This is a genomic window from Fibrobacter sp. UBA4297 (genome assembly GCF_002394865.1).
Lineage (GTDB): Bacteria > Fibrobacterota > Fibrobacteria > Fibrobacterales > Fibrobacteraceae > Fibrobacter.
Window position 1 is genome coordinate 21,976 of sequence record NZ_DGUZ01000012.1, and the last position, 24,735, is coordinate 46,710.

Below are 24,735 nucleotides of genomic sequence, written 5' to 3' on the forward strand. Positions count from 1 at the left end.
ATTTAGAAATTAGACGAGAGTTGAGAGACGAGAGACGAGAGAAAGTAATTCATTTAACCAATGTTTTACTAGCGCTAAGCGCCATTTTTTCTCTTTCGTCTCTAGTCTGTAGGGCGTAAGCCCGTTCTTTCGTCTAAACTCTATTCTTCAAACTTTTCAAAATCTCTGTTACCGAAATTGATATAGAAGTATCCGCCGAGTTTCTTGCTGCGGACCGGGTCGCGCAAAATGCCGATAGCGGCACGCACGTACTTGAGTTCCACCAAGATGTGGTCACGGCTCATGCAGTTGAGGAACGGACCTTCGGGGTAAAGCGTCGGACGCGGTTCTTCGGCAATCATCTTTTCAAGATTTTCGATTTCCTGAACCAGTCTGCGTTCATGCACTTCGAGCGTGCGGATAACTTCCTTGTTTTCGGCACCGTAGAGGAAAGCAAAACCAAGCGTACGCGGATCGTCATTGAAACCAGTCAAATGCTTCAGGACCTCTTTGCGGAGAACGTCCCTACCCTTGTCCGTGATGTTGAACACCATGCGTTCCGGGCGGTTTCCGTCGCGTTCGGAATGACCGACAATGCATTCGTTCTTTTCAAGCGTTATCAGTCTGTTATAAACGGTCGAAGTGCTAATCTTCGCCCAGCGGTCAAGTTCTCTGTCACGAATTTCCGTGATGATATCGTACCCACTGCGTTCGTGTTCCAGAATGAGGCCGAGCAAAACAAGATCGTAACGGTTCATTTAGATTCCTTAAATTAACTACTATTCCAAGTTGGAATAATTGACTCATATGAAAATTACATTATTTTCGCAAAAAAGATAACATATGATGTAAAAAATCGGAAAAATATACGATTCTCCACAGCCCAGAGCTTTTCCTCTTTTTTTCAGCAAAATTCGAAAATCGCACCGATAATTAGTGTATATTTTTAAGTATCCAATGCATAATACGGGGAGCTCCGTGCAGAGTCTAAAAAAAATAAAGAAGAAGAACAATCGATTTAAGTATTCCTTCATAAGGTTTGTTCCTCTTATCCTTGTCGTTTACTTAATTATCGAAGCTTTTTCTGCGTTCCAGACCGAAGACAAGAACGCAGTCATGGCGCGAAACAGGGACTATATCAAGGATATTACACTCGCCATGGCAAACAAGCTTGATGACATTTTCTCAAGCTCCCTTAAATCCGTCGAAGCACTAACAAAGCTCAGTTCCAATGAAATCCCTGATGGACAAATGAACGCCGTCTTCTTGGCAGAAGTTGAGAAGATTATTCAGTTTGACCACCTCTACTTTACGGATTCCACCGGTTTGACCCTAAAGACTTCTGGTGAAAAAAGTTACGATGGCAACAAGTGGTATTTCACCGACGGCATGAAAGGCAATAGCGGTATCTTTGTGATAATGCCGACAAATACCACACCGGCTTACATTGTTTTTTACGCACCAGTCTTCGTCCAAGATAAAATCACCGGTATCCTCTCCACTTCGTACGACGAAAACACAATAAAGAGATTTCTTGACTACAAGGTTTACGGAGCGCACGCCTCTGCAGGCATCGTCAATACAGAAGGTAAAAGTCTAATTGCGCTTGAATCTATGAAAATGCAGCAAACCTCGGTTCTTGGTCCATACAAGGATAACTTCAAGCAATTCCTTTATACCTCAAAATTCGACGAGGAGAATAGAAATAAAATTATTCAGGCATATACAACAAGAACACCATCCAGCTACCAATACAAAGATTATACGGACGAAATACAAGGTTACATCGCCCCTCTGCAAACAGCCCCATTGAGCGTTTATTCAAACTTTCCGATAGAAGCCTCCAAAAGCCTTTATTCCATGGGCATCAAGGCTGGGCGCATGTTACAGTTTCTGCTCATCGTCATTTTTGCAAGCTACATCATCTACCTCCTGATTGTGCAACTTTTGATAATGCGTAACGAATCCCGACAGAACAGCATGGCAAACTACATTGCCATAGCCGAAAACGCAATTGCAAGAGCCATGATCTACGTCGATGCCGAAAACGGAACATTCAAGGACCTCTCGATAATGCCAATGCCATTTCCCAAAAAAGGCCGCCTAGATGATATTGTCGAAGGATTTGTCAAGTACAACGACGACATGCAGAATGGCGAAGATTTTAGAACATTCTTTAACGTCACCATCAAGGAACGCAAGGTCCTCGATTACATTCCAAGTGTTGTATTCAGCAATACAAAACTAAATGGCCGTAAAGAATACATCACCATGGTCTATATCCCAGTCGAAATAAAAAAGAATGTTGTCAACAAGGGTATTATTTTATTCAGAAATATCACCGCAGAAAAATCAAAGGAGATTGAGGCTAACAAAAAACTAACACAGGCGTTAACCGATGCTAGAGAAGCAAGCAAGGCCAAAACGACATTCCTTTTCAACATGTCGCACGACATCCGTACCCCGATGAACGCGGTCATGGGATTTACGACGATGGCCAAAAAGCACATCGACGACCATGAAACCGTAAAGGGCTACTTGGACAAAATTGATATCGCAGGCAAGCAGCTCTTGTCGCTAGTAAACCAAGTGCTCGAAATGTCGCGCGTCGAATCCGGGAAAATCATCCTGAACGAACAGAAATGCAATCTTGAAAATGTAATCAAGGCGCTTTCGACAACATACGGTTCGCACGCTGAAACTAAGGGCATACTGTTTACAGCGACAATCACAAACATCGAGCATAAGTTCGTCCTTGTAGATTGCGACCGCGTCAACCAAATTGCAGCAAATATTATCGGAAATGCAATCAAATACACCAACGAAAACGGAAGCATCATGTGCACCCTCGAAGAACAAAAATGCGAGCGGGATGGCTATGGAAATTACGTGCTTACCGTTGAAGATTCCGGCATTGGCATGAGTTCCGAATTCGTCGAGCACATCTACGATGAATTTACACGCGAGAGTTCCACCACCGTCAGTCGCATCCAAGGGACAGGTCTTGGCATGACCATTGTAAAGAAACTGACAGACATCATGGGCGGAACAATCAACATCGTTTCCAAGAAAGGGCAAGGTACAAAGATTGTCGTGAGCATCCCGATGAAGTGGTGTCAGGAATTCAAGACTGAAGTTACAGAACAGAAAACCATTACGACAATCCCTCTTAAGGGAATGAAGGTGTTGCTCGTTGAAGATAACGAGATGAATCGAGAAATCGCTGAAGAAATCCTGACTGAAAACGGTCTAATCGTCGATACCGCAAATGATGGCGATATTGCCGTCGATAAAGTGCGTAAAGCAGCTCCTGGCGATTATGAGCTCATTTTGATGGACGTGCAGATGCCCCACATGAACGGCTACGATGCTACCAAGGCGATCCGCAAGCTCGATGACCCGCAGAAGTCTAGAATCCCAATCATTGCCATGACGGCAAACGCCTTTGAAGAAGACAAGAAAAACGCCCTCGAAGCAGGAATGAACGGACATCTGTCAAAACCGATTGACGCCCAAAAACTTATCCAAACACTTGCAGATTTCAGATTGAGCTAGCACAGTCCTCGATATTTTATTATAATAAAGATTAAAAGATAAGGAGATAAATATGAAAACCAAATTCTCACGCCTCTCACTTTCCCTCGTTATCGCGGGCGCCCTCGCACTCGTGGCAACGACATTCACCGGTTGTTCTCTCATCAAGAAGGTTCAGGCCGCCAAAATCCTGATCCAGACAAAGATGGAGTACAAGGACTTGACATTCGATAACGTCGATGTCTTTGAAGATGTCATGGAACTCGTGAATAACGGAATGGACGGTTTCTTGCCGAACCCCAAAGCAGTCATGCTCGTCAAGGACCTTTCCCAGAACGTTATCAACAAGAGCCTTGGTCACGCCAACTTTGACGTTTTCCTGAATGCGAACAACAACACCAAGGACACGCTCTGGATCAACCAGCTCAAGGTTGAAATCAAGTTCGACACGCTTGTCACAGTCCCTTTGACCCTAAAGGATACCATCAGACTTGCACCAGGCGACAATGACTTGCACTTCAACGCAGCGTTCCCTCTGGATGCCAACGTCTTTAAGATTAACGAAATCAAGTACTACGGCATTGCTGGCTTTATCGACGTTTCCCTCACCGAAGGCGGAAAGCCGGTCTCTCAGGACTTCGAAATCAAGAGAGACGTGAAGCCAGAAGATGTCGAAAAACTCCAGAACCTCGTTCGCGACAGATTGTTTGATCTTCTCGTGAACAAATGGCTCGGAAAAATAATTAAATAATAACACATGAAAAAACGTACCTTTGTTCCGGAGAATTTGAATCCGGATGATGAAAAAGAAATCTCTAGACTATATCGCGCTCTTTTGCAGCGCGATATTCCTGTAAACGTAGAAGAGCTCCGTCAATGGGTTTTAGATTGGAGCGAACTGGAATCGGTTCTTGGCGAAGTGAGCTGTAGGCGCTATGTCGCCATGACTTGCGATACCCGCGACGAAAAAGCCGCCAAGGCTTATTCAGATTTTGTCGAAAACATTCAACCGCTTATGATTGAATACGACGACAAGCTGAATAGGAAGCTGATGGCGCACCCATCCAAGGACGCACTCAAGGGCGAATTCGGTGAATGGCTCAAGGGCGTGCAAGTTTCTTTGGACTTGTTCTCCCCCGATAACATTCCGCTTGAAACCGAAGAGAACAAGGCTATTCAGGCGTACCAGAAAATCACCGGTGGCATGAGCGTCGAGTTCGACGGCGAGGTCAAGACCATGCAGCAGCTTGCCGCCTACATGGAAAAGACCGACCGCAATCTTCGCGAACGCGCCTGGCGGGCTATGTGGGAACGCCGTCTCCAGGACAAAGATGCGTTAGATAAATCTTACGATAAGTTGTTCGAAATTCGCAAGCAGATTGCCAAGAACGCAAACTGCAAGGATTTCATCGACTACATCTTCCTTGCAAAACATCGTTTCGACTACACTCCTGCCGACTGCGAAGCTTTCCACGAAAGCATCGAAAAGCTCGTGCTCCCGTTGCAGAAGGAAATGTACAAGCGCCGCGCCAAGAAGATGGGACTCGAACGTTTGCGCCCGTGGGATTTGGATGTCGACCCGCTGAACAGGCCGCCACTCAAGCCGTACCAGAGCGGTGACGAGCTGATTGAAAAGGTTGATTCCATTTTTGAAAGCATCCATTCGCAGGCCGGCAAGTGGGCCCGTGAAATGCAGGCAAAAAAACTTATCGATCCGGATTCGAGGCTCGGCAAGGCTCCAGGCGGTTACCAGATTGGTTTTGACGAAAGCCGCCTCCCCTTCATTTTCATGAACTCCGCGAATACGGACCGCGACATTTACACGCTGTTGCACGAATCCGGCCATTCGTTCCATCAGTTTGCGCTTGCAAACCAGCCGATTTTCGCCTACCGCGATGTTCCTGCTGAATTTGCCGAAGTCGCAAGCATGAGCATGGAACTCATCGGCATGTCGAACCTGAAGCCGTTCTACGGTGACAATCACGAAGCGATTGTCCGCAGCACCGAAGGCGAACTCGCCGACGTGATTTGGCTGTTCCCGTGGGTCGCAAGCATCGACAGTTTCCAGCATCGTCTGTACAACTTCCCGACTCATACCGCCGAAGATCGCAGCGATATCTGGAGCGAAATCATGGACCGCTACGATGCCGGTGTGGATTACTCTGGACTTGAAGCTGTTCGCCGTAACCTGTGGCAAAAGCAACTTCATTTGTTCGAATGCCCGTTCTATTATATAGAATATGGCATCGCACAGATAGGAGCATTGCAGGTCTGGGCTAACTTCAAAAAGGATCCGCAAAAGGCAATCGACGACTTGTTCAAGGCAGAAAGTCTTGGCAGCAGCCGTCCGATTCCAGAACTATTTGCCACAGCAAACATCAAGTTCGATTTCACGCCGAAAACGCTGGAACCCTTGATGCAAGTTGTATGGGATGAACTCAGTAGGCTATAGGTCTTAGGTTACAGGTTGTAGGACTAAAATCGCGGCTTCGCCGCCAAGCCAACTGTCAAGCCCGCCATAGTGCGGGCATCTCCTTTTTTAGCTCTTAATTACATTTTTTTTGATAAATTTCAAAAAAAATGAAAAAAATGCGCCGTAGGACTTGACAAACGAAAAAATAAAAGTTATTATTGGCGCACCTCCCCAGTGGAGGTCATCCTAACGGAGGGATGGCCGAGTGGTTGAAGGCGCACGCTTGGAAAGCGTGTTTACCTTACGGTAACGAGGGTTCGAATCCCTCTCCCTCTTCTAAAAATTTTTCGAGGTACCTAATGGCTGAATCTCAAAGAGTTTATCTTGATGATATCTATGCTAGTGAAGAATGTCAGGGTTCGGTTTTCCGTGCTGTTGTCATGATGGCTCACGAAGCCCGCTTCATTAACAATCAGGCCAAACAGGGTTACATTCAGCTCACTCAAAAGCCGACAACTATTGCCATGAACCGCTTTAAGGAACATAAGCTTACGATGGTTGAAAAAGGCGTTAACGATGTGACTGAAGAAGCGGTAAAGGCTTCCGCCGCAGAAGTTGCTCCGAGCGCAGAAGCAGTTGCAGAAGCAAGCGATGCAGCAGCAGACGCTTTCTAATCTTCGAAAAATAAGAAGTTCAAAAAAGACCGCATTTAGCGGTCTTTTTTATATTCTACACATTCGTCATTTGTGCTAAAGCATCATTGAGCAAATTACCACCATCATACTATGATGGTGAATGGCAGCGAAGTATTCTGTAGCTACAGCTTGGACTAGATTTGACGGGACTATTTAATTGTTTTTCAACAGTCTTGACGTTACGCTGTGACGGATTTTGCTTGCAGCACGCCCAAGAGCGTCAAACAATCGCTCAGGCATTGATTCTTCCAATTTCTTGTTTGGAATTCTGCGTTTTGAAATGGCTACCGGCTTAACTGTAGTATCGGCTCGCTGTTCTTCAATCTTCCAGATGAAATCATCGGAGCGCGATGGCATGGGGTTCTGCACGACATTTTTACCGACCGCCTGCAAATAAAGCCCACTCTTGTAATTCTTGAGAAGGAAAGCATTTGGAGTGTTCACTCCGGCATCTTCGAGCTGGTATTTTTGGTGCGCACCGCCATTGTAACCATAAGTCGAAGCTGTTACACCAGCCGCGGTTGATTCATTCGGAATATCGACCACGCGGTTCCCGAGCTGGAAGCGGTACGTAACAGGCTTATCGCCCATCGAATAAATCTTCACAAATGTCGCTGTATCGGCGCAGTCCATAAGATCAAGCGTGTTCGAACGAGTTATTCCCATACATTTTCCTTCAGAAAGGGACTTTATCCTCCCCTGCTTGAAGAATGCTTCCTTGAAAATGTCCTGGTACATCGCGTTCACGATTTTCACGTGATTGATCAAGTCCTGTTCGGAATGGACTTCGCTCTTGTAATTGATGCCGTATGGCCAAAAATGCTGGCTATCGCCTTTGAGCACGGCATCCGGACCATCAATTTCCTTGATGAGCGCCTGGGCTTTTTCGCCCTTGAATACGCCCCCGTCCATCATCGCCTTGTACTCCGAAGTCGTCCCCATGCCCATGGTATGCGCCATTTCGTGCATGGCAGTGCCCACGTACATGTAATTGCGATCCTTGCCAAAACGCAAGTCACCATTGCTGCTCGCCTCAGCTGTCGGAACGCCCGAACTGTAGTAAACCTCGATATGCTTTGAAAGGTCGGAATACTTGTTGTACAGGTAAACCGCCGAATCCATCGCCGCCGTAATATGTTCGTAGGCGTCGAGTTCGTCCTGAGTCGGATTTGCGGATTTGTTCAAATGGTATTCAACGTTGCCAGCAAAAGCACTTGATAAAGGAAGAAGGAAGGTAAAGAATCCAACAAGGCTTGATCTTTTAAAATTTTTTTTCATAAAAATCCTTCCCTATACACTTACTCAATTTACACTATTCCATATATATACGCAAGTAAAAAAAGTTTTTGAGGCATTGCAAGAACTTTTTAATAAACCAAAATGTAATTTTAGCGCTGATTATCAATCATAGGAGAAGCCCCAATGAAGGCTAAAATAATCGCATGTTGTTCTGTTATTGCTCTCGTGGCCCTTACCGGCTGCTCGAGTAGCCAAAACGCCGTAAACCGCACCCTAGGCCAAGCCGAAGCCACTCGTTCTCTAGCATCGAACAATCTTGATGCAAAGATTACGTCTAATGCATACTCCAAGTGGGTCAAAGCAAAAGCCCTGAAAGACGACGGAAACGAAGAAGAAGCCCAAGTTTTAGCAGAACAGAGTGAACTGGATATGCGTCTCGCTATAGCCAAGTCCGAATACGAATCTGCAAAGAACGAAGACAAGAAGCTCGAAGAAGCACTCCGCGCGGATGAAGAACGCAAGGTCTTGTACCAGAGCATTCTCAATAAGGAAACCAGCAAGTAAGGAGCCGCAAAATGAAGACGATTAAGATTTTGACACTCGGCGCCCTCGCCGCTTCCATGAGTTTCGCCGCGGAAAACGCAGGAGTCACTCCAGTCGACCAGTGCAGACTTGCACTCGACAACGCAAAGACAACACTCCCCACCAACGCCAATGCGGCCAAGCTTACCCTTGCCGAAGGCTACGGTACCTTGAGCGCACTCGAAACAATTTATGCCGACGATGACGAATCCAAGTTGATTCCGACTATTTTGGAGAACTGCCAAAAGTACGCTGAACTTGCAAAACTGCTGGGCGAAACCCAGGCTGTACGCAACAATATCGCCGAAAACTGGGAAAAACGAGCCGCCACAAACCGCACTATTGAAGCCATCCAGGAACAGATTGGTGAAGCTCGCAGCGGCAAGGTCTCTGACCTCGAAGCCGAAAAGCAGGCCATCAAGGCCCAGAAGGACAAGCTCGAAGCCAGCAAGAACGAAGCTATGGACAAGCTAAACGCGCTCCAGTCCCAGATGATTCAGGTCACCAAGGACGCCCGCGGTATCATCCTTTCGATGTCCGATATCTTGTTTGACGTGGGTCGCGCCACCTTGAAGACCGACCTCATGACAAGCCTTGCTAAGATTGCCGGTATCCTCTCTGTTTACCAGCAGTTTGACGTGTCCATTGAAGGCAACACAGACAACACCGGTTCTGAAGAATTTAACATGACGCTTTCTCAGCAGCGTGCTGAAAATGTGATGAAATTCCTCGTGGAACAGGGTATCGCAGAAACCCGCCTCACCGCTAAGGGCCTTGGCATGACTATGCCGATTGCGGACAACTCCACCAAGGAAGGTCGCCAGAAGAACCGTCGCGTGGACCTCGTTATCACGGACCGTACGCAGAAGGTGAAGTAGTTCAAGATTAAGAACTATTTTTGTTGTCATCCCCGCCTTGTGCGGGGATCTCCTTTTATATACGAGAAGGAGGAGCCCGATTAAATCGGGCATGACAAATGATCTAAAATTCATCAACTTTTTGATAGAAATGCCTTTTAATCGAGCCTATTTTTTCTAAATTAAGGCACGTAACTTTTAAACCGGCGGCGCAAGTCGCCAATCAAAACAAGAGGTAAAACAAATGGCAGTTTCTTACAAGGAACTCGGCTTGGTTAACACCAAGGAAATGTTTGCTAAGGCAGTTAAGGGTGGCTATGCTATCCCGGCTTTCAACTTCAACACCATGGAACAGATGCAGGCCATCGTGCAGGCCGCCGTTGAAACCAAGTCTCCGGTGATCATGCAGGTCTCTAAGGGTGCTCGTAACTATGCTAACGGCACCATCCTCCGCTACATGGCTCAGGGTGCTGTTGAATACGCCAAGGAACTCGGCTGCGCAAATCCGCAGATCGTGCTCCACCTCGACCACGGTGACTCTTTCGAACTCTGCAAGGACTGCATCGACAACGGTTTCTCTTCCGTGATGATCGACGGTTCTGCTCTTCCGTACGAAGAAAACATCGCCCTCACCAAGAAGGTTGTTGAATACGCTCACGCTCACGACGTTACCGTCGAAGCTGAACTCGGTGTTCTCGCCGGTGTTGAAGACGAAGTCCAGGCTGAAGAATCCCACTACACCAAGCCGGAAGAAGTGATCGACTTCGCTACCCGTACGGGCTGCGACTCCCTCGCTATCTCCATCGGTACCAGCCACGGTGCTTACAAGTTCAAGCCGGAACAGTGCACTCGCGACCCGAAGACTGGCAAGCTCGTTCCACCTCCTCTGGCATTCGACGTGCTCCACGCCATCGAAAAGAAGCTCCCGGGCTTCCCGATCGTGCTCCACGGTTCTTCTTCCGTGCCGCAGGACGAAGTGGACACCATCAACGCTCATGGTGGCAAGCTCCCGGATGCAGTCGGTATTCCGGAAGAACAGCTCCGCGAAGCTTCTCGCTCTGCTGTCTGCAAGATCAACATCGACTCTGACAGCCGTCTCGCTATGACTGCCGCTATCCGTAAGTATTTCGACGAACATCCGGAACACTTCGACCCGCGCCAGTACCTCAAGCCGGCTCGTGAAAACATGAAGAAGATGTACATGCACAAGATCGTTGACGTTCTTGGTTCCAACGACAAGCTCTAATGAGACCGCTCGCGCCTAGAATCACATAGAAATATGTGAGAGGCGCTCACTCTCGCAAACGCCCTCGGTTAATACCGAGGGCTTTGTTGCTCACGGGCAAACTGTAATCAGTCATCCTGGAGGTCGCGCAGCGACCGATAGGATCCAAAGGCAAAAGCTTAAAGACCGCTAGGCAAATCGCCTGGCGGTTTTTATTTTATATATTAAAACTATGATTTGCCCTCACTGCCACTCCGAATTAAAAGACAACGCAACCTTCTGCCCCCACTGCGGGAGCGACAAGAATACAGGCTGGAAAGAAGGCGCTGAATACAGCGACCTCGACCTCCCCGACTACGATGAAATTGTCGAAAATGAATTCGGCGAAAAGAAGATAAAATCAAGCCCGCTCGCCATCACTGCAGCCATCATCGTTGCACTTGCGTTTATCGCAACAATGATTTTCTGACAAAATGAGATAGAGAAACTCGTTCAACAAGCATGACTTCTCTAATTGCTTGACGACAACGTTTCTTCCAGGCTCTTGAGTGTTTCTTCGGCGGCAGTAAAATCGTAATCGTCAATTTGATTATGAAGTTTCTGTAGTATTTCTTCTTGCTCCTGCGTGAACAAGATTTCATAAAGCGATTCAAGAATCCGCTTGCATGCAGTCAACGAACACGATTCAATTGCAGGCCTAAGTTCTTCTATCGCCTGTTTGAGTTTGTTTGCGGCTTCTGGATCCACATGCTTGATAACTACAGCAGAACTAGACTGTTCTGCAGCGATATTCTGCATCACGATCTTAAGGTCGTCCATAAGGTCTTCAAGAGCACTTTCAAACGCATGGAACTCAGTGTAATTGAGCTCTTTCTTGAGGAGCGAATTTTCAAGCATCACGCCCAGTGTCTGCACATGATACGAACCAATCGTTCCGCAAAGGCCCTTGATGGTATGGACAATGCGTGTAGACTCCTCAAAGTCAGCATGTTCAAAAGCCTTCTTTAGCTTCTGCGTTTCATTGCCATAGTCACGGACAAAGCCCTGGATTATCTTAAAGTACAAATTCTTGTTGTCATTTGCATGATACAGTCCGGCAGCGGCATCAAAATTGCGAACTTTCTGGAACAAAGAAACAACACTATCGTCAGGATTTGCCGAAGTGGAATCTGATTCGTTCGTAATGGTCGCCATTGGCATCTTGTCTGCAACTTGCAAATACTTGGAAAGTTCCACATAAAGGAGTTTCGGATCAATCGGCTTTGCTATGTACGAATTCATTCCTGCACGAATGCAGTCTTCGCGGTCTTTCTGAAAAGCTCTTGCACTCATGGCAATAATCGGGACATTCTTGAAATATTCATCGGAACGGTTGCGGATAGCCCGTGTCGCCTCAAGACCATCCATGACCGGCATTTGGATATCCATCAGAATCAAGTCAAATGCATTTTTCTTAAGCAAGTCAAGAGCCACTTGACCATTCGAAGCAACCATCGTCGCAAGGCCCACGCTATTCAAAAGCGAAACCGTCAATTCCTGGTTCATCTGATTGTCTTCAACAAGAAGTATTTTCGCTTCTTTAAAGAAAATCTTGTTCTTTTCTGTTTTGACAGCCTTTTGGTATGTGAGTTTTTCATCAACGGCTTCCTGCATGGCGCTAAGAAGAGAACTTATCTGTAGCGGTTTTGCAACGCAGCTGTTGTAGCCAATTTCTTCGGCAACGTGATAATTGCGCTCATCAAAGTGAATGGGATGCATGAGAACTTTCGGAATTTTTCTCATGTTAGCAGGAAGTCCCTGTACAAAGTCAAATCCGTTCAAAATAGGCATCTGGTAATCGATAATGAAAAGATCGTAGGGAGTCTCCCCAGCTTCTTCATGCGCCTGAATCAGGTCCAGCGCTTCATCAACAGAGGCTGCTTCTTCAACAACGCAGCGAAGCTTTGTCAAGTAGTGCCGTAACACATCGCGAAGTGCACTGCAGTCATCCACTAGCAACACATTCTTGTTACGGAATGTTGAAACAGACTTCCACTTCGGAACGGTCGTCTGCGGGGCCATAGCAAGCGTTATTGTAAAGAAGAATCTAGAACCCTTACCATATTCGCTTTCGACTTCAAGTTCACCGCCCATGAGTTCCACAAGTGATTTTGAAATCACAAGCCCAAGCCCTGTTCCGCCATACTTGCGTGTAATTGAGCCATCCGCCTGAGTAAACGCATTAAAGAGGTTGTGCAACTGCTCGTCCGTCATGCCGATTCCAGTATCAATAACGCTAAACGAGAGTTTTACGTTGTTCCCTATAACTTGTTCTTGCTTAATCCTAAGAGTGATGCTTCCACTTTCTGTAAATTTGGTGGCGTTGTTAATCAAGTTTGTAAAAATCTGCGAAAGACGCAGCGGATCGCCCATCAAGATTTCAGGAATTTCAGGGTCGATATCAATAATCAACTCAATCGGTCTCCCGGCAATTCGCACTTCGGCAAGAGCCGCCACTTCGCCAATGATATCCTGCAATACAAGCTGAGTAATTTCTAGATCCTGCTTGTTCGCTTCAATCTTCGAGAAGTCGAGAATGTTGTTGATAATTCCCAAAAGAGATGTCGCCGCATGGCTAATGCGTTCAATAAAACCTTGCTGACGTTCATCGAGTTGCGTTTCTTGCAACAAATGAGCCATACCAATAATAGCATTCATCGGTGTACGGATTTCATGGCTCATGTTCGCCAGGAATTCGCTCTTCGCCTGCGTGGCGTGTTCTGCAATTTCACGAGCGGCAACGACTTCTGAAATATCAATCATCGAAAGCATGTAACCGACAACTGATTCCTGAACCTTAAGCGTGCAGGCTTCGCCGCGGAACCAAGTGTCCGTGTGTGTATTGAGCGTCTGAAGCTTGAACGTATCTTTCCAGACTCCCTGTTCATCAAAAACTTTTTTGAGCGATTCGACGACATCTTCGTGGAAACCACACTTGGGCAAATTATCGAGATGTTGGCCAATAACATCTTTCCAATCCACAACAAGGTAATCCGCCAATTGCCTGGACATATACATGATTTTGCGGTTCTTGTCAAAAATCACTAGGATGGAATTACCCGCCGAAAGCATAATCGTATCAAGAATCGTATCTTTCTGGATGCCACTTGTTTCATCAGAAATGAGGAACAGGTAACGAATCGAGCCATCGTCTTCAACAAGGAACTGGAAAATCACTTTCCACCAGGCGTCCTCGCCCATACAACTGCGAACAGGAATGATAATTTGGCGTTCGCTGGCGTGCATTTTGCCGCCCTTCGAAACCTTATAGACAAATTTTTTAAACTGTTCGGAATGGAAGAATTTCCAAAGGATTTCACCACGGATATCGTTACCATTGTTAAAGAATTCAGCAATGTATGCACTGGCATGGAGGATATCAAACGTGTCGTTCGTAAGAATAAGCCTAAAGTTATCACTTCCCAAAAGTGTCTCAAACATTGTACTGGAACTAACACTTTCGTTCAGGTCTTTTTGAATAAAGAACTTGAAAAGGAATCGCACAATAAGCCAAGTCACAAAAATCAACGCGAAGACAACAAGCGCCACAACAACAATAATCGCATTCAAGTTTTCCTGGACTTTAGCGACGACCTTGTTTTTTTGGACAACGTGAACAACATAAAAAGGCACATCCTTGAGCGGCATCACCATGAAAATCAACTTACGATTTTCTACATCAGTCTTTTCGTAACGAGTCACGCTTTCTTGGTCAAGATCTTCATATTGAATATCGTCCTGCACTAGATGCAAAAGTTTAGCGACCGTATCGACAACGATTTTGTGGAGGCTCGTCTCGTAAGGGAAATACGTGAAAAGGCTGTCATTTTCCGAACCCACAAGCATCGTGATTCCGCCCTCGGCTTTTGCAAATTCCCCCATCAGTTGCCGAACGCGCTGCAGGTCAATATCTGTAGCTACCGCTCCAGTAAAAGAACGATTCTTGTCCCAAAGCGGGTACGAATAAGTGAGCACGCGCTTTTTCGCATTTCCGTTGATTTCCGGGCCCGTAATGGCAAGTCCCTTATGCCTTGAAGCTTCGAGATACCACGTTCTTGTTCGGAACTCCTTCTTGCCTTCTTCTAGCTTAAAGTCCCTTGCTGATATATACTTTCCATTCTTGGAGCCGTAATAAACATCGACAATAAATGGCGATGACTGCAGGTGTTTCTTTAACACCTTCTTGATATCGGATTCCTTTGAATGCTGGAGAATCTGCGGGAGGGGTTTGAACTGCTTCTCAAATTTGCTGAAGAACAGCTCCAGGTCCTGTACGGTCTTGTCCTGGAATTTTGATTCGGAAGAACTATATGAAGACGATATTAATGTTGACTTCAGAAAGTTCGAAAACACAAGTACCAGCACGACTGTGAAGACGAGCATCGGTATCGTGTAAACAAGCGAAATACGCCAACCAAGGTGGCGTTTTTTTTCATTTAGCGGACTTGGTGTCAATCCTTACAATCCTCGGACGAAGAAGAGTCTTTGAACTGCTCGTAGATTTCAGGAAGTTCATCGGCAATAGAAAGGAAAGCATCGACTACATCCGGGTCGAACTGCGAGCCTCTGCCTCTGATAATTTCGTCAACGGCGACTTGATGCGGGTACGGCTCCTTGTAAGGGCGCTTGGATACAAGTGCGTCGTAAACATCGGCGACAGCCATGATACGCGCGCCAATGGGAATGTCGTCTGCCTTTTTGTGGTTCGGGTAACCTTCCCCGTTCCAGTATTCGTGGTGGCCGAGAGCCATTTCAGCGGCGATACGGACCATCGGGCTGTCGTGCAATTCCTTGGTCGCCTCCTGCAAGACGTCGTAGCCCATTTGAGGGTGCTGCATCATGATTTTGCGCTCATCCTGCGTTAAAGAACCTGGTTTACGCAAAATGCGGTCGTGGATACCGACCTTGCCGATGTCGTGAAGCGGGGCTGCCGTCGCAAGATTTTCAATATACTCCGGCGTAATCGTTCCTTTAAATTTTGGATTCTTGCGGAGTTCTTCGGCGATGCGTTGCACAATGATTTGCGTGCGCTTGATATGTTCGCCCGTTTCGGGGTCGCGGTATTCAGCAAGCGAACCAAGACTCGTCAGCATGACCTTGAGCGTTTTACGCAAATCGGCGGTTTTCTCATCCACTAGTTCATGCAAATGGTCAGTTTGACGTTGCAAAAGGTCTCGTTGCTGCTTAAGCTGCAGCTGGTTCTTGATGCGAAGCGTCACAAGCGCCGGATTAAACGGCTTCGTAATATAATCGACCGCTCCAAGGTCTAGCCCCGTCTGTTCACTCTTGCTGTCGGCTTTCGCAGTTAAGAATATCACCGGAATTCCTTGCAAGATATTCTTCTCGCGCATGATTCTCAATGTCTCGTAACCATCCATTTCGGGCATCATTACATCGAGTAAAATCAAGTCTGGCCGAATTTTTTCGGTCAGTTCAATAGCCTTTTTCCCGTTGAGGGCGACACATACATCATAATCATTCGATAAAATACCTTCCAAGACGTCAATATTCGTCTTGGTGTCATCGACAACTAAAATTTTTAAACGAGGCAGTTCCATATAGCTATAATATACGTTTAAAAAACCAAATATTACAACTGATTTTATTCCACCATAGAGCATAAAATAGACTTATTTTTGCCATTGACGATTTTTCAAGAGTTCCAACACTTGGTTTTGTGACTTTAATCACGGCTGAAAGTATATTTAAAATGGTCATTAGTCAATAGTTTTTAGTCAATGGTCGTTATTCCTTGCTAAGGAGACTTTATGAAGAAATTTGTTTCGCTGGTAGCCCTGTTAGCTCTAGGAGCTCAAGCGCAGGAGATTGTCGAAGTAACCCCATTCTATGCCGCATACGACAGCATTAAGCTAGGCAACCAAATAAACGACCTTTACGAAGACCTCAAGCTCCCTTCCTATGTAACAACGGACAAAAAATATCCGATTACCTGGACCAGTAGCGATACCCTTTTTTTAGGGCACGACGGGCATATCAATGGACGTTTTGTCGGAGAAAATAAGGTAGTGGATCTTACAGCAAGTATTACGGATGATTTGCATAACCGGACAGAGAAAAAACTGTTCAAGGTGTCCGTCCACGGCTTTGAGCCATACTCCAACTACCTCTTTGTGTATTTTCCGGCAAACAACAACGAAAACATCTACTACGCGCTCAGTAACGACGGCTATAACTTTACCGCAATGAACGGCGGCAACCGCGTTGTCGCTGCCGATACAGTGAGCATCAAGAAAGGGCTCCGCGACCCACACGTACTGCGAGCTCCCGACGGATGGTTCTACATGGTGAATACCGACATGAAGAGCGCCGAAGGCTGGTCCAGCAACCGCGGCATGGTGCTGATGAGGTCCCGCGATCTCATCCACTGGAAGCACAGCACAGTGCACTTTCCGGACAAATACAAAGGCAAGAACTTCGCCAATGTGACCCGCGTGTGGGCGCCCGAAACATTCTGGGATGAAAACTACGTGAACAAGGACGGGAGCAAAGGCCGCCCGCTCGTGTATTACTCGCTATTGACCAACGATGGCACCATCCCTTACGACAAGGTGTTTTTCAATTACACAAACGAAGACTTTACTGACCTCGAAGGCGACCCGATTCATTTCTTTGACCGCGGAAAATCGACCATCGACATGGACATCGTCTATAACCCAATTGACAAGCTTTATCACGGATTCTACAAGAACGAAGGCGATGGCGGCATCTGCAAGGTCGTTTCGCAAAATTTGACAACAGAAAACGGCACCAAGGCCCCCACCTGGAGAAATCCGAGCAAGCCGCTCCAGCAGACAACCGAAGCCGTCGAAGGTGCAGGCGTATTCAAGCTCATCAACCAGAATTCCTGGGTGCTGATGTACGATTGCTATGTGAACGGACATTACCAGTTCACGAGTAGCAATGATTTGGAAAACTTCAAGTTCGTGCAAAATACCAAGACTAGCGGAGCTTTCACGCCCCGTCATGGAACAATCCTCCCGGTTACCGCCGAAGAAACCGCGGCGCTCATGAAAGCCTTCCCCACTTCAGGCTTCGAACCGAAAGTCATCGACATTCCAGATTCCATCGGCGTCTGCGACGGTAAAAAAGTCGTAGGTCCGTGCAGCGCCACAAAAATCATTCCTTACGTCAAAGTTGATGAAGGAGGATGGAACGAAACGACAGAATTGAAGGTCGACAAGGGCGCGACAATCACTGTTGGTCCGCACCCGTGGGACGGCAAAAATTGGAACTGGGAAGGCCCCAAGAACTTCAAGTCTACGAATCGAGAAAACATCCTCAAAAATGTAGATGGCGACAACAGCGGAATTTATACCGTGACTTATACCAACGAAACAGGCTGCAAGAGCGTCACGAAAATCAAGATTGTCGTCGATGACCCGGATAAACCGTACAAGAATCCAGATTCCGTAACGACCGCAATTGGAAATCAGGTCCGCAAAAGCCACAAGGATTTACATTTGAATCGCAATCCCATCTATTTTGACTTGCTCGGTAACAGACTTTCTGGCAAGCCGCGTAACGGAATGTTCGTAGTAAAATAGTCGTTAGTCACTGGTTATTAGTCATTAGTTAAAGAATCACGGTAGAGTCGCCTAACAGAAACCAATGACCATTGACTAAATGCTATTGACCAATCTATTAAGCTTTATAAAAGCATTCACGGGGTCAGCGTAATTCCAGACGCCACCGAGTGATGCGACGCCCGCGGGTGACAACTTCTTAAATTCGTCAATCGTATCCGTATCGACGCCACCACACAGCACAACGGGAGTCTTCGACGGTACATTCAAAGATGTTCCTAAGATTTCTACAGGCTCAATTGCAGACAAAGGATGCATGACGGGACCAAGCAAAACGCCGGCCACCCATTCTGGGAGCACTTCAGCTTCTTTAACATTTTTGCAAATCGCAACACAGTTGATGCGTTTCCAGCTTTCTGGGACCTCGCCCATAAAACTTTGCGCATCGCAGACGCATCCGCGAACATCGAGCTCTTCGGCCATGTCAGGCGTTCCGCGTACCCAAATGCGGTCGCGCAATTCCATCGGGAGCCCAAGCAACCAGCGATCATAATCGTTGAATGTTGCATGAGCATTGCCACCACGGCCACGCTTGTCTAGAATTAATCGAGTCAAGCCTCGACTAAACATTTCTTCAAGGTCGTCATATTCAGATGCAAAATTATCAGGACAAGTAAAAAGCCAAAGACGCATGTGGGTTAGTCGTTGTTAATTGTTTTTGGCAAAAGTTACTCAAATCAGTCATTCTTTGCAACGCAAATAATTAAAGTATGGAGCCATTTTTAAAAATGCTGTTGTCGTCACTACTTGGTTTTAATATATTTCGGTTCATGAAAATCGTAACAAGCATCAACTTCTGGTGGTGGCAGATTCCAAGCGTTATGGAGTCTGGCGTTTAAAATTGAATGCATAATAACAGGCTCCTCAACGGAGTCCTTTTTTATGTAAAAAAGAAATTGATTTTGTTACACAAAAAAATAAAGGAATAACGATGAGAAACTCGCTCAAGATTGAAGGTCCGGTCAAGACATATCTTAAAGAAGACGAACTCCCGAAGGCATGGTACAACGTCCGTGCCGACATGAAGAAGAAGCCCGCTCCGCTCCTGAATCCGGGAACCGGCAAGCCGGTCACGTTCGAAGACCTGCAACCGGTATTCTGCGACGAACTCATCAAGCAGGAACTCGACAACGACACCGCTTACATCGAAATTCCGGAAGAAATCCGCACTTTCTACAAGATGTACCGCCCCTCTCCGCTCGTTCGCGCCTACTTCCTTGAACAGGCACTCGACACTCCGGCACACATCTACTATAAGTTCGAAGGCAACAACACCTCGGGTTCTCACAAGCTCAACTCCGCTATCGCTCAGGCCTACTACGCCAAGAAACAGGGCCTCAAGGGCGTGACGACAGAAACGGGTGCAGGCCAGTGGGGCACCGCCCTTTCGATGTCCACAGCATTCTTCGGACTGGACTGCCAGGTTTACATGGTGAAGGTTTCTTATGAACAGAAGCCGTTCCGCCGTGAAGTGATGCGCACCTACGGTGCATCTGTCACCCCGTCGCCTTCCATGACAACTGAAATCGGCAAAAAGATTAACGCCGAATTTCCGGGCACCACCGGAAGCCTTGGTTGCGCCATTTCTGAAGCTGTGGAAGCAGCCACCAAACAGCCGGGTTACCGCTATGTTCTCGGTTCCGTACTGAACCAGGTGCTCCTCCACCAGTCTGTGATCGGTCTCGAAACGAAGGCTGCTCTCGACAAGCTCGGCGTGAAGGCCGACCTCATCATCGGTTGCGCTGGCGGCGGTTCTAACCTCGGCGGTCTCGTGAGCCCGTTCATTGGCGAAAAGCTCCGTGGCGAAGCCGACTACGATATTCTTGCAGTGGAACCGGCAAGCTGCCCGAGCTTTACTCGCGGTAAGTATGCCTACGACTTCTGCGATACCGGTAAAGTTTGCCCGCTCGCCAAGATGTACACGCTCGGTTCTAGCTTCATCCCGTCTGCAAACCACGCCGGCGGTCTCCGCTATCACGGCATGAGCAGCATTCTCTCTGAACTTTACGATCAGGGTCTCATGCGAGCAACGTCTGTCGAACAAACTAAGGTTTTCGAAGCAGCAAAGCTCTTCGCCCAGACCGAAGGTATCCTCCCGGCTCCGGAATCCAGCCACGCAATCCGTGCAACGATTGACGAAGCTCTCAAGTGCAAGGAATCCGGTCAGGCCAAGAACATCGTATTCGGTCTCACCGGCACGGGTTACTTCGACATGGTTGCTTACCAGAAGTTCAACGACGGCGAAATGGCCGACTACATCCCGACGGATGAAGACATCGCGAAGAGCCTTGCAAAGCTTCCGCAAGTGTAAACGAAACTAGACCCTCGCCTGTGCGAGGGTGACGAACGAAAACGTCATTCCGGCCTCTGCAATGCCCTGAGCCCATTCGACAAGCTCAGGGTAAACTCCGCTGAAGGACCGGGAATCGCCTAACATCGTTTAAAAGCCTCGGATTTAATCCGAGGCTTTTTATTATTTCACTTCAACGAACTTGGAATAACCCATTCTTTGCGATAGATATCAAAAGTAAAGTCGTCTTTATAATCTTGGTGGTTCAACGTCTTGATTACGGAATCCCCCATCATTAGCGAGACTTTGTCATAACTTAATTTAATCGAAGGATAAAGTGTTGCTACCGTATTACTAGAATCCGGTTTTATGACTAGGCAATAATACAAAATCCCGTTTCTTTCTTTAGGGCCGCCTCCGAATTTCGCCTTATACGAACCAAGATTGATTTCAGGAACTTCAGCACGCCATCTCAAATCTACCTCGTCTAACCACGAACCAAGCAAAACAACATTTCTATTTTTAGTTACATACACTTTAAACTTGATATAGGCATTAATTTCAGCCTCTTGTTTTGCGACATTTAACTGAAGAGGATTACTCTTCTGTGCATAGTCAGGCATTTTTAGTGAAATTTTGAACAAAAAAATATTTTCACCTTTTTGCAAGCGAAGCCAATTTACGGTTGATAGTGTAGCTGGTTTTAATAAATTCACAAAATTTTCGTCCGTGGAATTATCATCCTTATCAGCAAGTATTTTCAAGCACAAACTGTTTGGCGGAATTGTAACATTGAGATTATAGAGGTATTTGCTTACACCTTCAAGATCGATATAAGAGTCATCGTTAATAGAATAATCTAAGACAAATTGAAGTAAACTGCAATAATCATCTACAACACCTATGAAATCTTTTAAATTCAGACCACTCCAAGAAAAGACAAGTCCATTAAAATTTTTATCAAAAAAAGGAATTGTTGTTTTATTCCATACTTGTAAATAATCTCCATAATAAGACAATCCACCATCATAATAACGATTCACAAAATTATCTAATTCAACATTATCTCGAAATCCTTCTTTCGTTATAGAAATTTTTAAACATTCGTCTTTTTTAACACGAATAGGCAAATCAAACTTTTTCGTTTTTTGGGATGTTATTCCAGGCATTTCCATTGTAAAGGAATTAAACTTCGTTACCACTACGGGATTTTCGTCATCCCAATAACGTTCAATAACAAAAGAAATCTTATTAATTACTTCAGTTTCAAAAGTTTTAAAGCTAAAAGCAATTTTTCTTTTTTCCGTTTTCAAAAGAAAGTCTATCATCAAATAGCCATCATCCATAGAGCAATCCAAATTTTCCAAAGGGTTCTCTAAATAATTACGATAGCACCACGAAATTAACGTATCTTTTATTTCTAAAGCCGATAAAAAAGCCTCTTTTTTGGGTTCTTTTCTGAAATCCACGGTCTTTTTCAAAGAATCCAAAACATTCTTCACGCAAGCGGAATCATATTGAATAGTGTATCTGTCTTCTGTATATCCGTTTGCCATTATACGATTTCTCAAAGCAAGTAGAATTTTTCCAGAAACTTCTTTTGAAAAATCAATGATTTCTGATGCAGTAAATCTTTGGCCACCAATTTTTAGAGTTTTCCCAATGTAAGGAATTTCATAATCCGCACTTAACTTGGGAAAAGAATTTTCAAAAACACTATCCATTAAAGCGATTTTATGCTTAAATGCAACAGATAGTTCATCATTTTCTTCGGCATGTTCAACAACTTTACTTGCATTGCAAATGCTAAACATAAAAAAAATCAAGACAGTCACAAGAAATTTCATAATCTTTTCAGCAGATAAAAAAATTATTTCCGTAAATCAGCAACAAATTCAAATAGCACATTTGATTTTTTATCAACTTGAACACGACTTTCCGTCGGAAGGTCGGTTAAACGCGAGCGCAGAATTTTAGCAAATTCAAGGGCAAAATCAGGTCTCAAATTGAAATTCAAATTGAAGGCAACTTTTACATAGGTAATTTTCCCATTAAGACGATTATCGACAACAGGAATTTCCTTTTTATTAGCGTCAAGGAAAAAGACTTCCACTCCATGCACACCACTAAACTTTCTTGCAAAGTCAGAAAAATCACAAAAAAGCTTATGGTACTTACCGTTCTCATATTCTAGAAGGGCTTCACGCCGTTTTACACGGAATTTTTGATGATGGTATCGACCACTTTCATCCACAAAACCATTCACAACATGTCCAGAGTCTGTATTGAAAACAACATGGTCAAACGCCTCGATAGCTTTCGAGACTTCATTCCCGGATTCATTTGAAGATTCCGACTTTGCAGAACCTTCAACATGGTTTCGCAATTCGCGCAAAGAATTTGAAATAGCATAGACATGTTTAAGCAAATCTTCACTGGTAAACGACGCAAAACGTTTCAGGGAATTGGGCAAAATCCATTCATCGCGATTGGCATCATACCGGATTCCATCCTTAAGTTCATCTTTGTTCAATGTCTTTACAATCAAATTCCCCGTCTTAAGCGTCAAAGAATCGGGTTCCAAATATAAAACAGAACGAACATTTTTTATCGATTCTAGTGATTTTGGATCTATACTCACATTATAGTGCAATAATTCATTTCTATTCTTAAAATCAATATTCAGTTTGGCTTTAAACATGCCAACATCAAAATCCATTGAATATACTTTATAATCAACAAATCCATGCGGATGGAAAATATCATAATCATGATAAGTTCGGTTTTTAGCGGTTAAATTTATTTCAATTCTATCAAGAGTAAGAGAACCAAATACAACGCAAAAATATTCAGAACCAAAAGGTTCATCACTCATTTCAATAACATGATTGTAATAGAGATTGAGTTCTACATCAAAACTATCAACTTTGAAAACGCCAAAATCCGTAGTCTTTAAAATTTTAATCGATTTAGGAGAAAACCTATAAACAAGAACATTTCTATCCTTATGCAATCGAATACTGCCATTAGTCTCCGGAGTTGAATTCCCATACAAATTCAAAAAATCTTTTTCACTATATTTTTCCTTTTCTTTGTAAAGAGAATGATTTAAAACAGCTACATTTCCCAAAGGAATTGTCTTATAAATTACACAATCTAAAGGGGCTTTCATTTTACTCAATTCCAATATATCAGGTTCAACATATGCATCATAAGCAGCGTTATCAATTATTTTTACATAATTTTTTATAGTGTCCACAATTTCTCTTAAGCTATAATTTGCACCCCCAACAGAAAAAGATTTCATATCCAAAAAAGGAACCTCAACCTCTTCAAGGATCCCTGCATCGCCATTCACAGTCATACTAGCAACATAATCCAAGCTTTCATCTATTTTTAAATTATCTTGCACTCCATCCTTTGTTATAGAGACTTTTAGACATTCATCTTTAACATGAAGCGGCCATCCATTTGTAATTTCCGCAGTAATTCTAGGATATTCAATATCAAACGATTTGAAATTCGTCACCACAGAAATCGAATCATCTTTTTTTGAAATTTCCAAATCGAACGATATTATAGCCGTGATTTCAGAATTCTTTTTTATGGCGCCTAAATCAACTAGTTGACTATCCGCCTTTATTTTAAATTCAAGGCTTAATGAATCGCCAACAACATTCTGCCAATTATCATCAACGATTTTTATCATATGGCTTCGGCCATTCAAGGGAAGAATATTAAAAGTTTCTAAAATCGAATCTCTTTTTGAATTTTTACACTTAACCAGATTAACATTTATGGAAGAGAAAAAATTCTCCCACAAGCTACCGTTCATATAATACTTTGAAAAATCATCCAATGACAAGATTTGTTTTACATGAACCCAATCCATTTGCAAAGTATCTTTATGTACCCTTATGTTGTTTTGCAAAGCATGCATAATATCCGATCTGACAATATCAACAATTCTTAAAACTTCAGGCGCACTATACAAAGACCTATTAATTTTCAATTTTTTCGTAACAAACGGAATTTCAAAATATCTGTTTAATTCAGGAATAGTACTATCCGAGATAATGACTTTGGCAATAGGAGCTGAATCATCATACATCAAGCCTTTACCACAGCAAGCTATTTTCGGTTCATACTTTGATGAACTCCAGGAAAAATCAGTATAAAATCTAGAACTCGCATTGCAAATGCCAAACGCAAGCACAAACAGAATAAAGAAATTTCTAAAAATCATGCGCTCAATATATAAAAAAACGCTGTTCGCAT

At 44.7% G+C, this 24,735-nt stretch carries 17 protein-coding genes and 1 tRNA gene; 11 read left to right on the forward strand and 7 right to left on the reverse strand.

Annotated elements, in window-relative coordinates; all coding sequences use genetic code 11:
* Positions 1 to 140: 140 nt before the first annotated feature.
* The gene (locus tag B3A20_RS06055) at positions 141 to 737 is read right to left on the reverse strand and encodes a PadR family transcriptional regulator (RefSeq protein ID WP_290762815.1); all 597 of its coding nucleotides are present in this window, start codon (positions 735 to 737) and stop codon (positions 141 to 143) included.
* 220 nt (positions 738 to 957) lie between these two features.
* On the opposite strand from B3A20_RS06055, the gene B3A20_RS06060 reads away from it, so the two are divergent.
* The 5 genes from B3A20_RS06060 (at position 958) to B3A20_RS06080 (ending at position 6,600) form a co-directional block, all read left to right on the forward strand.
* A complete protein-coding gene (locus B3A20_RS06060; protein ID WP_290762816.1) occupies positions 958 to 3,534 on the forward strand; it encodes a response regulator in 2,577 nt (858 codons plus the stop codon).
* Between the two features lie 52 nt (positions 3,535 to 3,586).
* Complete coding sequence (locus B3A20_RS06065; protein WP_290762818.1) at positions 3,587 to 4,264, forward strand: hypothetical protein; 678 nt, start codon at positions 3,587 to 3,589, stop codon at positions 4,262 to 4,264.
* A 6-nt stretch (positions 4,265 to 4,270) separates the two neighbouring features.
* On the forward strand, positions 4,271 to 5,965 hold the full coding sequence (locus tag B3A20_RS06070) for a M3 family oligoendopeptidase (RefSeq protein WP_290762820.1): 1,695 nt from the start codon (positions 4,271 to 4,273) through the stop codon (positions 5,963 to 5,965).
* Between the two features lie 212 nt (positions 5,966 to 6,177).
* Positions 6,178 to 6,262: transfer RNA gene (locus tag B3A20_RS06075), tRNA-Ser, on the forward strand.
* A gap of 23 nt (positions 6,263 to 6,285) precedes the next feature.
* Positions 6,286 to 6,600 (forward strand): hypothetical protein, encoded by a 315-nt coding sequence (locus B3A20_RS06080; RefSeq protein WP_290762822.1) that lies wholly within the window; start codon positions 6,286 to 6,288, stop codon positions 6,598 to 6,600.
* 174 nt (positions 6,601 to 6,774) lie between these two features.
* Here B3A20_RS06080 and B3A20_RS06085 read toward each other — a convergent pair whose 3' ends face one another.
* Complete coding sequence (locus B3A20_RS06085; protein ID WP_290762824.1) at positions 6,775 to 7,899, reverse strand: RICIN domain-containing protein; 1,125 nt, start codon at positions 7,897 to 7,899, stop codon at positions 6,775 to 6,777.
* Positions 7,900 to 8,043: 144 nt separating this feature from the next.
* Here B3A20_RS06085 and B3A20_RS06090 point away from each other — a divergent pair, with 144 nt between their 5' ends.
* The 4 genes from B3A20_RS06090 to B3A20_RS06105 all read left to right on the forward strand — a co-directional run bounded on the left by B3A20_RS06090 (position 8,044) and on the right by B3A20_RS06105 (position 10,993).
* Complete coding sequence (locus B3A20_RS06090) at positions 8,044 to 8,424, forward strand: hypothetical protein (RefSeq protein WP_290762825.1); 381 nt, start codon at positions 8,044 to 8,046, stop codon at positions 8,422 to 8,424.
* Positions 8,425 to 8,435: 11 nt separating this feature from the next.
* The gene (locus B3A20_RS06095) at positions 8,436 to 9,320 is read left to right on the forward strand and encodes an OmpA family protein (RefSeq protein ID WP_290762826.1); all 885 of its coding nucleotides are present in this window, start codon (positions 8,436 to 8,438) and stop codon (positions 9,318 to 9,320) included.
* Positions 9,321 to 9,543: 223 nt separating this feature from the next.
* Entirely contained in the window at positions 9,544 to 10,545 is a 1,002-nt protein-coding gene (locus B3A20_RS06100) for a class II fructose-bisphosphate aldolase (RefSeq protein ID WP_072828454.1), read from the forward strand.
* Between the two features lie 211 nt (positions 10,546 to 10,756).
* Entirely contained in the window at positions 10,757 to 10,993 is a 237-nt protein-coding gene (locus B3A20_RS06105) for a zinc ribbon domain-containing protein (RefSeq protein ID WP_290762829.1), read from the forward strand.
* A 41-nt stretch (positions 10,994 to 11,034) separates the two neighbouring features.
* On the opposite strand, the gene B3A20_RS06110 is transcribed toward B3A20_RS06105, so the two are convergent.
* Together B3A20_RS06110 and B3A20_RS06115 are read right to left on the reverse strand one after the other, a co-directional pair.
* The gene (locus B3A20_RS06110; protein WP_290762831.1) at positions 11,035 to 14,946 is read right to left on the reverse strand and encodes a hybrid sensor histidine kinase/response regulator; all 3,912 of its coding nucleotides are present in this window, start codon (positions 14,944 to 14,946) and stop codon (positions 11,035 to 11,037) included.
* Positions 14,947 to 15,014: 68 nt separating this feature from the next.
* Positions 15,015 to 16,121 (reverse strand): HD-GYP domain-containing protein, encoded by a 1,107-nt coding sequence (locus B3A20_RS06115; RefSeq protein WP_290762833.1) that lies wholly within the window; start codon positions 16,119 to 16,121, stop codon positions 15,015 to 15,017.
* 210 nt (positions 16,122 to 16,331) lie between these two features.
* Here B3A20_RS06115 and B3A20_RS06120 point away from each other — a divergent pair, with 210 nt between their 5' ends.
* Entirely contained in the window at positions 16,332 to 18,128 is a 1,797-nt protein-coding gene (locus tag B3A20_RS06120; RefSeq protein ID WP_290762834.1) for a glycoside hydrolase family 43 protein, read from the forward strand.
* 75 nt (positions 18,129 to 18,203) lie between these two features.
* Here B3A20_RS06120 and B3A20_RS06125 read toward each other — a convergent pair whose 3' ends face one another.
* On the reverse strand, positions 18,204 to 18,800 hold the full coding sequence (locus B3A20_RS06125) for a hypothetical protein (protein ID WP_290762836.1): 597 nt from the start codon (positions 18,798 to 18,800) through the stop codon (positions 18,204 to 18,206).
* A 298-nt stretch (positions 18,801 to 19,098) separates the two neighbouring features.
* On the opposite strand from B3A20_RS06125, the gene B3A20_RS06130 reads away from it, so the two are divergent.
* On the forward strand, positions 19,099 to 20,478 hold the full coding sequence (locus B3A20_RS06130) for a TrpB-like pyridoxal phosphate-dependent enzyme (protein WP_290762838.1): 1,380 nt from the start codon (positions 19,099 to 19,101) through the stop codon (positions 20,476 to 20,478).
* Between the two features lie 167 nt (positions 20,479 to 20,645).
* Here B3A20_RS06130 and B3A20_RS06135 read toward each other — a convergent pair whose 3' ends face one another.
* Together B3A20_RS06135 and B3A20_RS06140 are read right to left on the reverse strand one after the other, a co-directional pair.
* Positions 20,646 to 22,304, reverse strand: a complete 1,659-nt coding sequence (locus tag B3A20_RS06135) for a hypothetical protein (RefSeq protein ID WP_290762840.1) — start codon at positions 22,302 to 22,304, stop codon at positions 20,646 to 20,648.
* Positions 22,305 to 22,327: 23 nt separating this feature from the next.
* A complete protein-coding gene (locus B3A20_RS06140) occupies positions 22,328 to 24,703 on the reverse strand; it encodes a hypothetical protein (protein WP_290762842.1) in 2,376 nt (791 codons plus the stop codon).
* Positions 24,704 to 24,735: the final 32 nt, after the last annotated feature.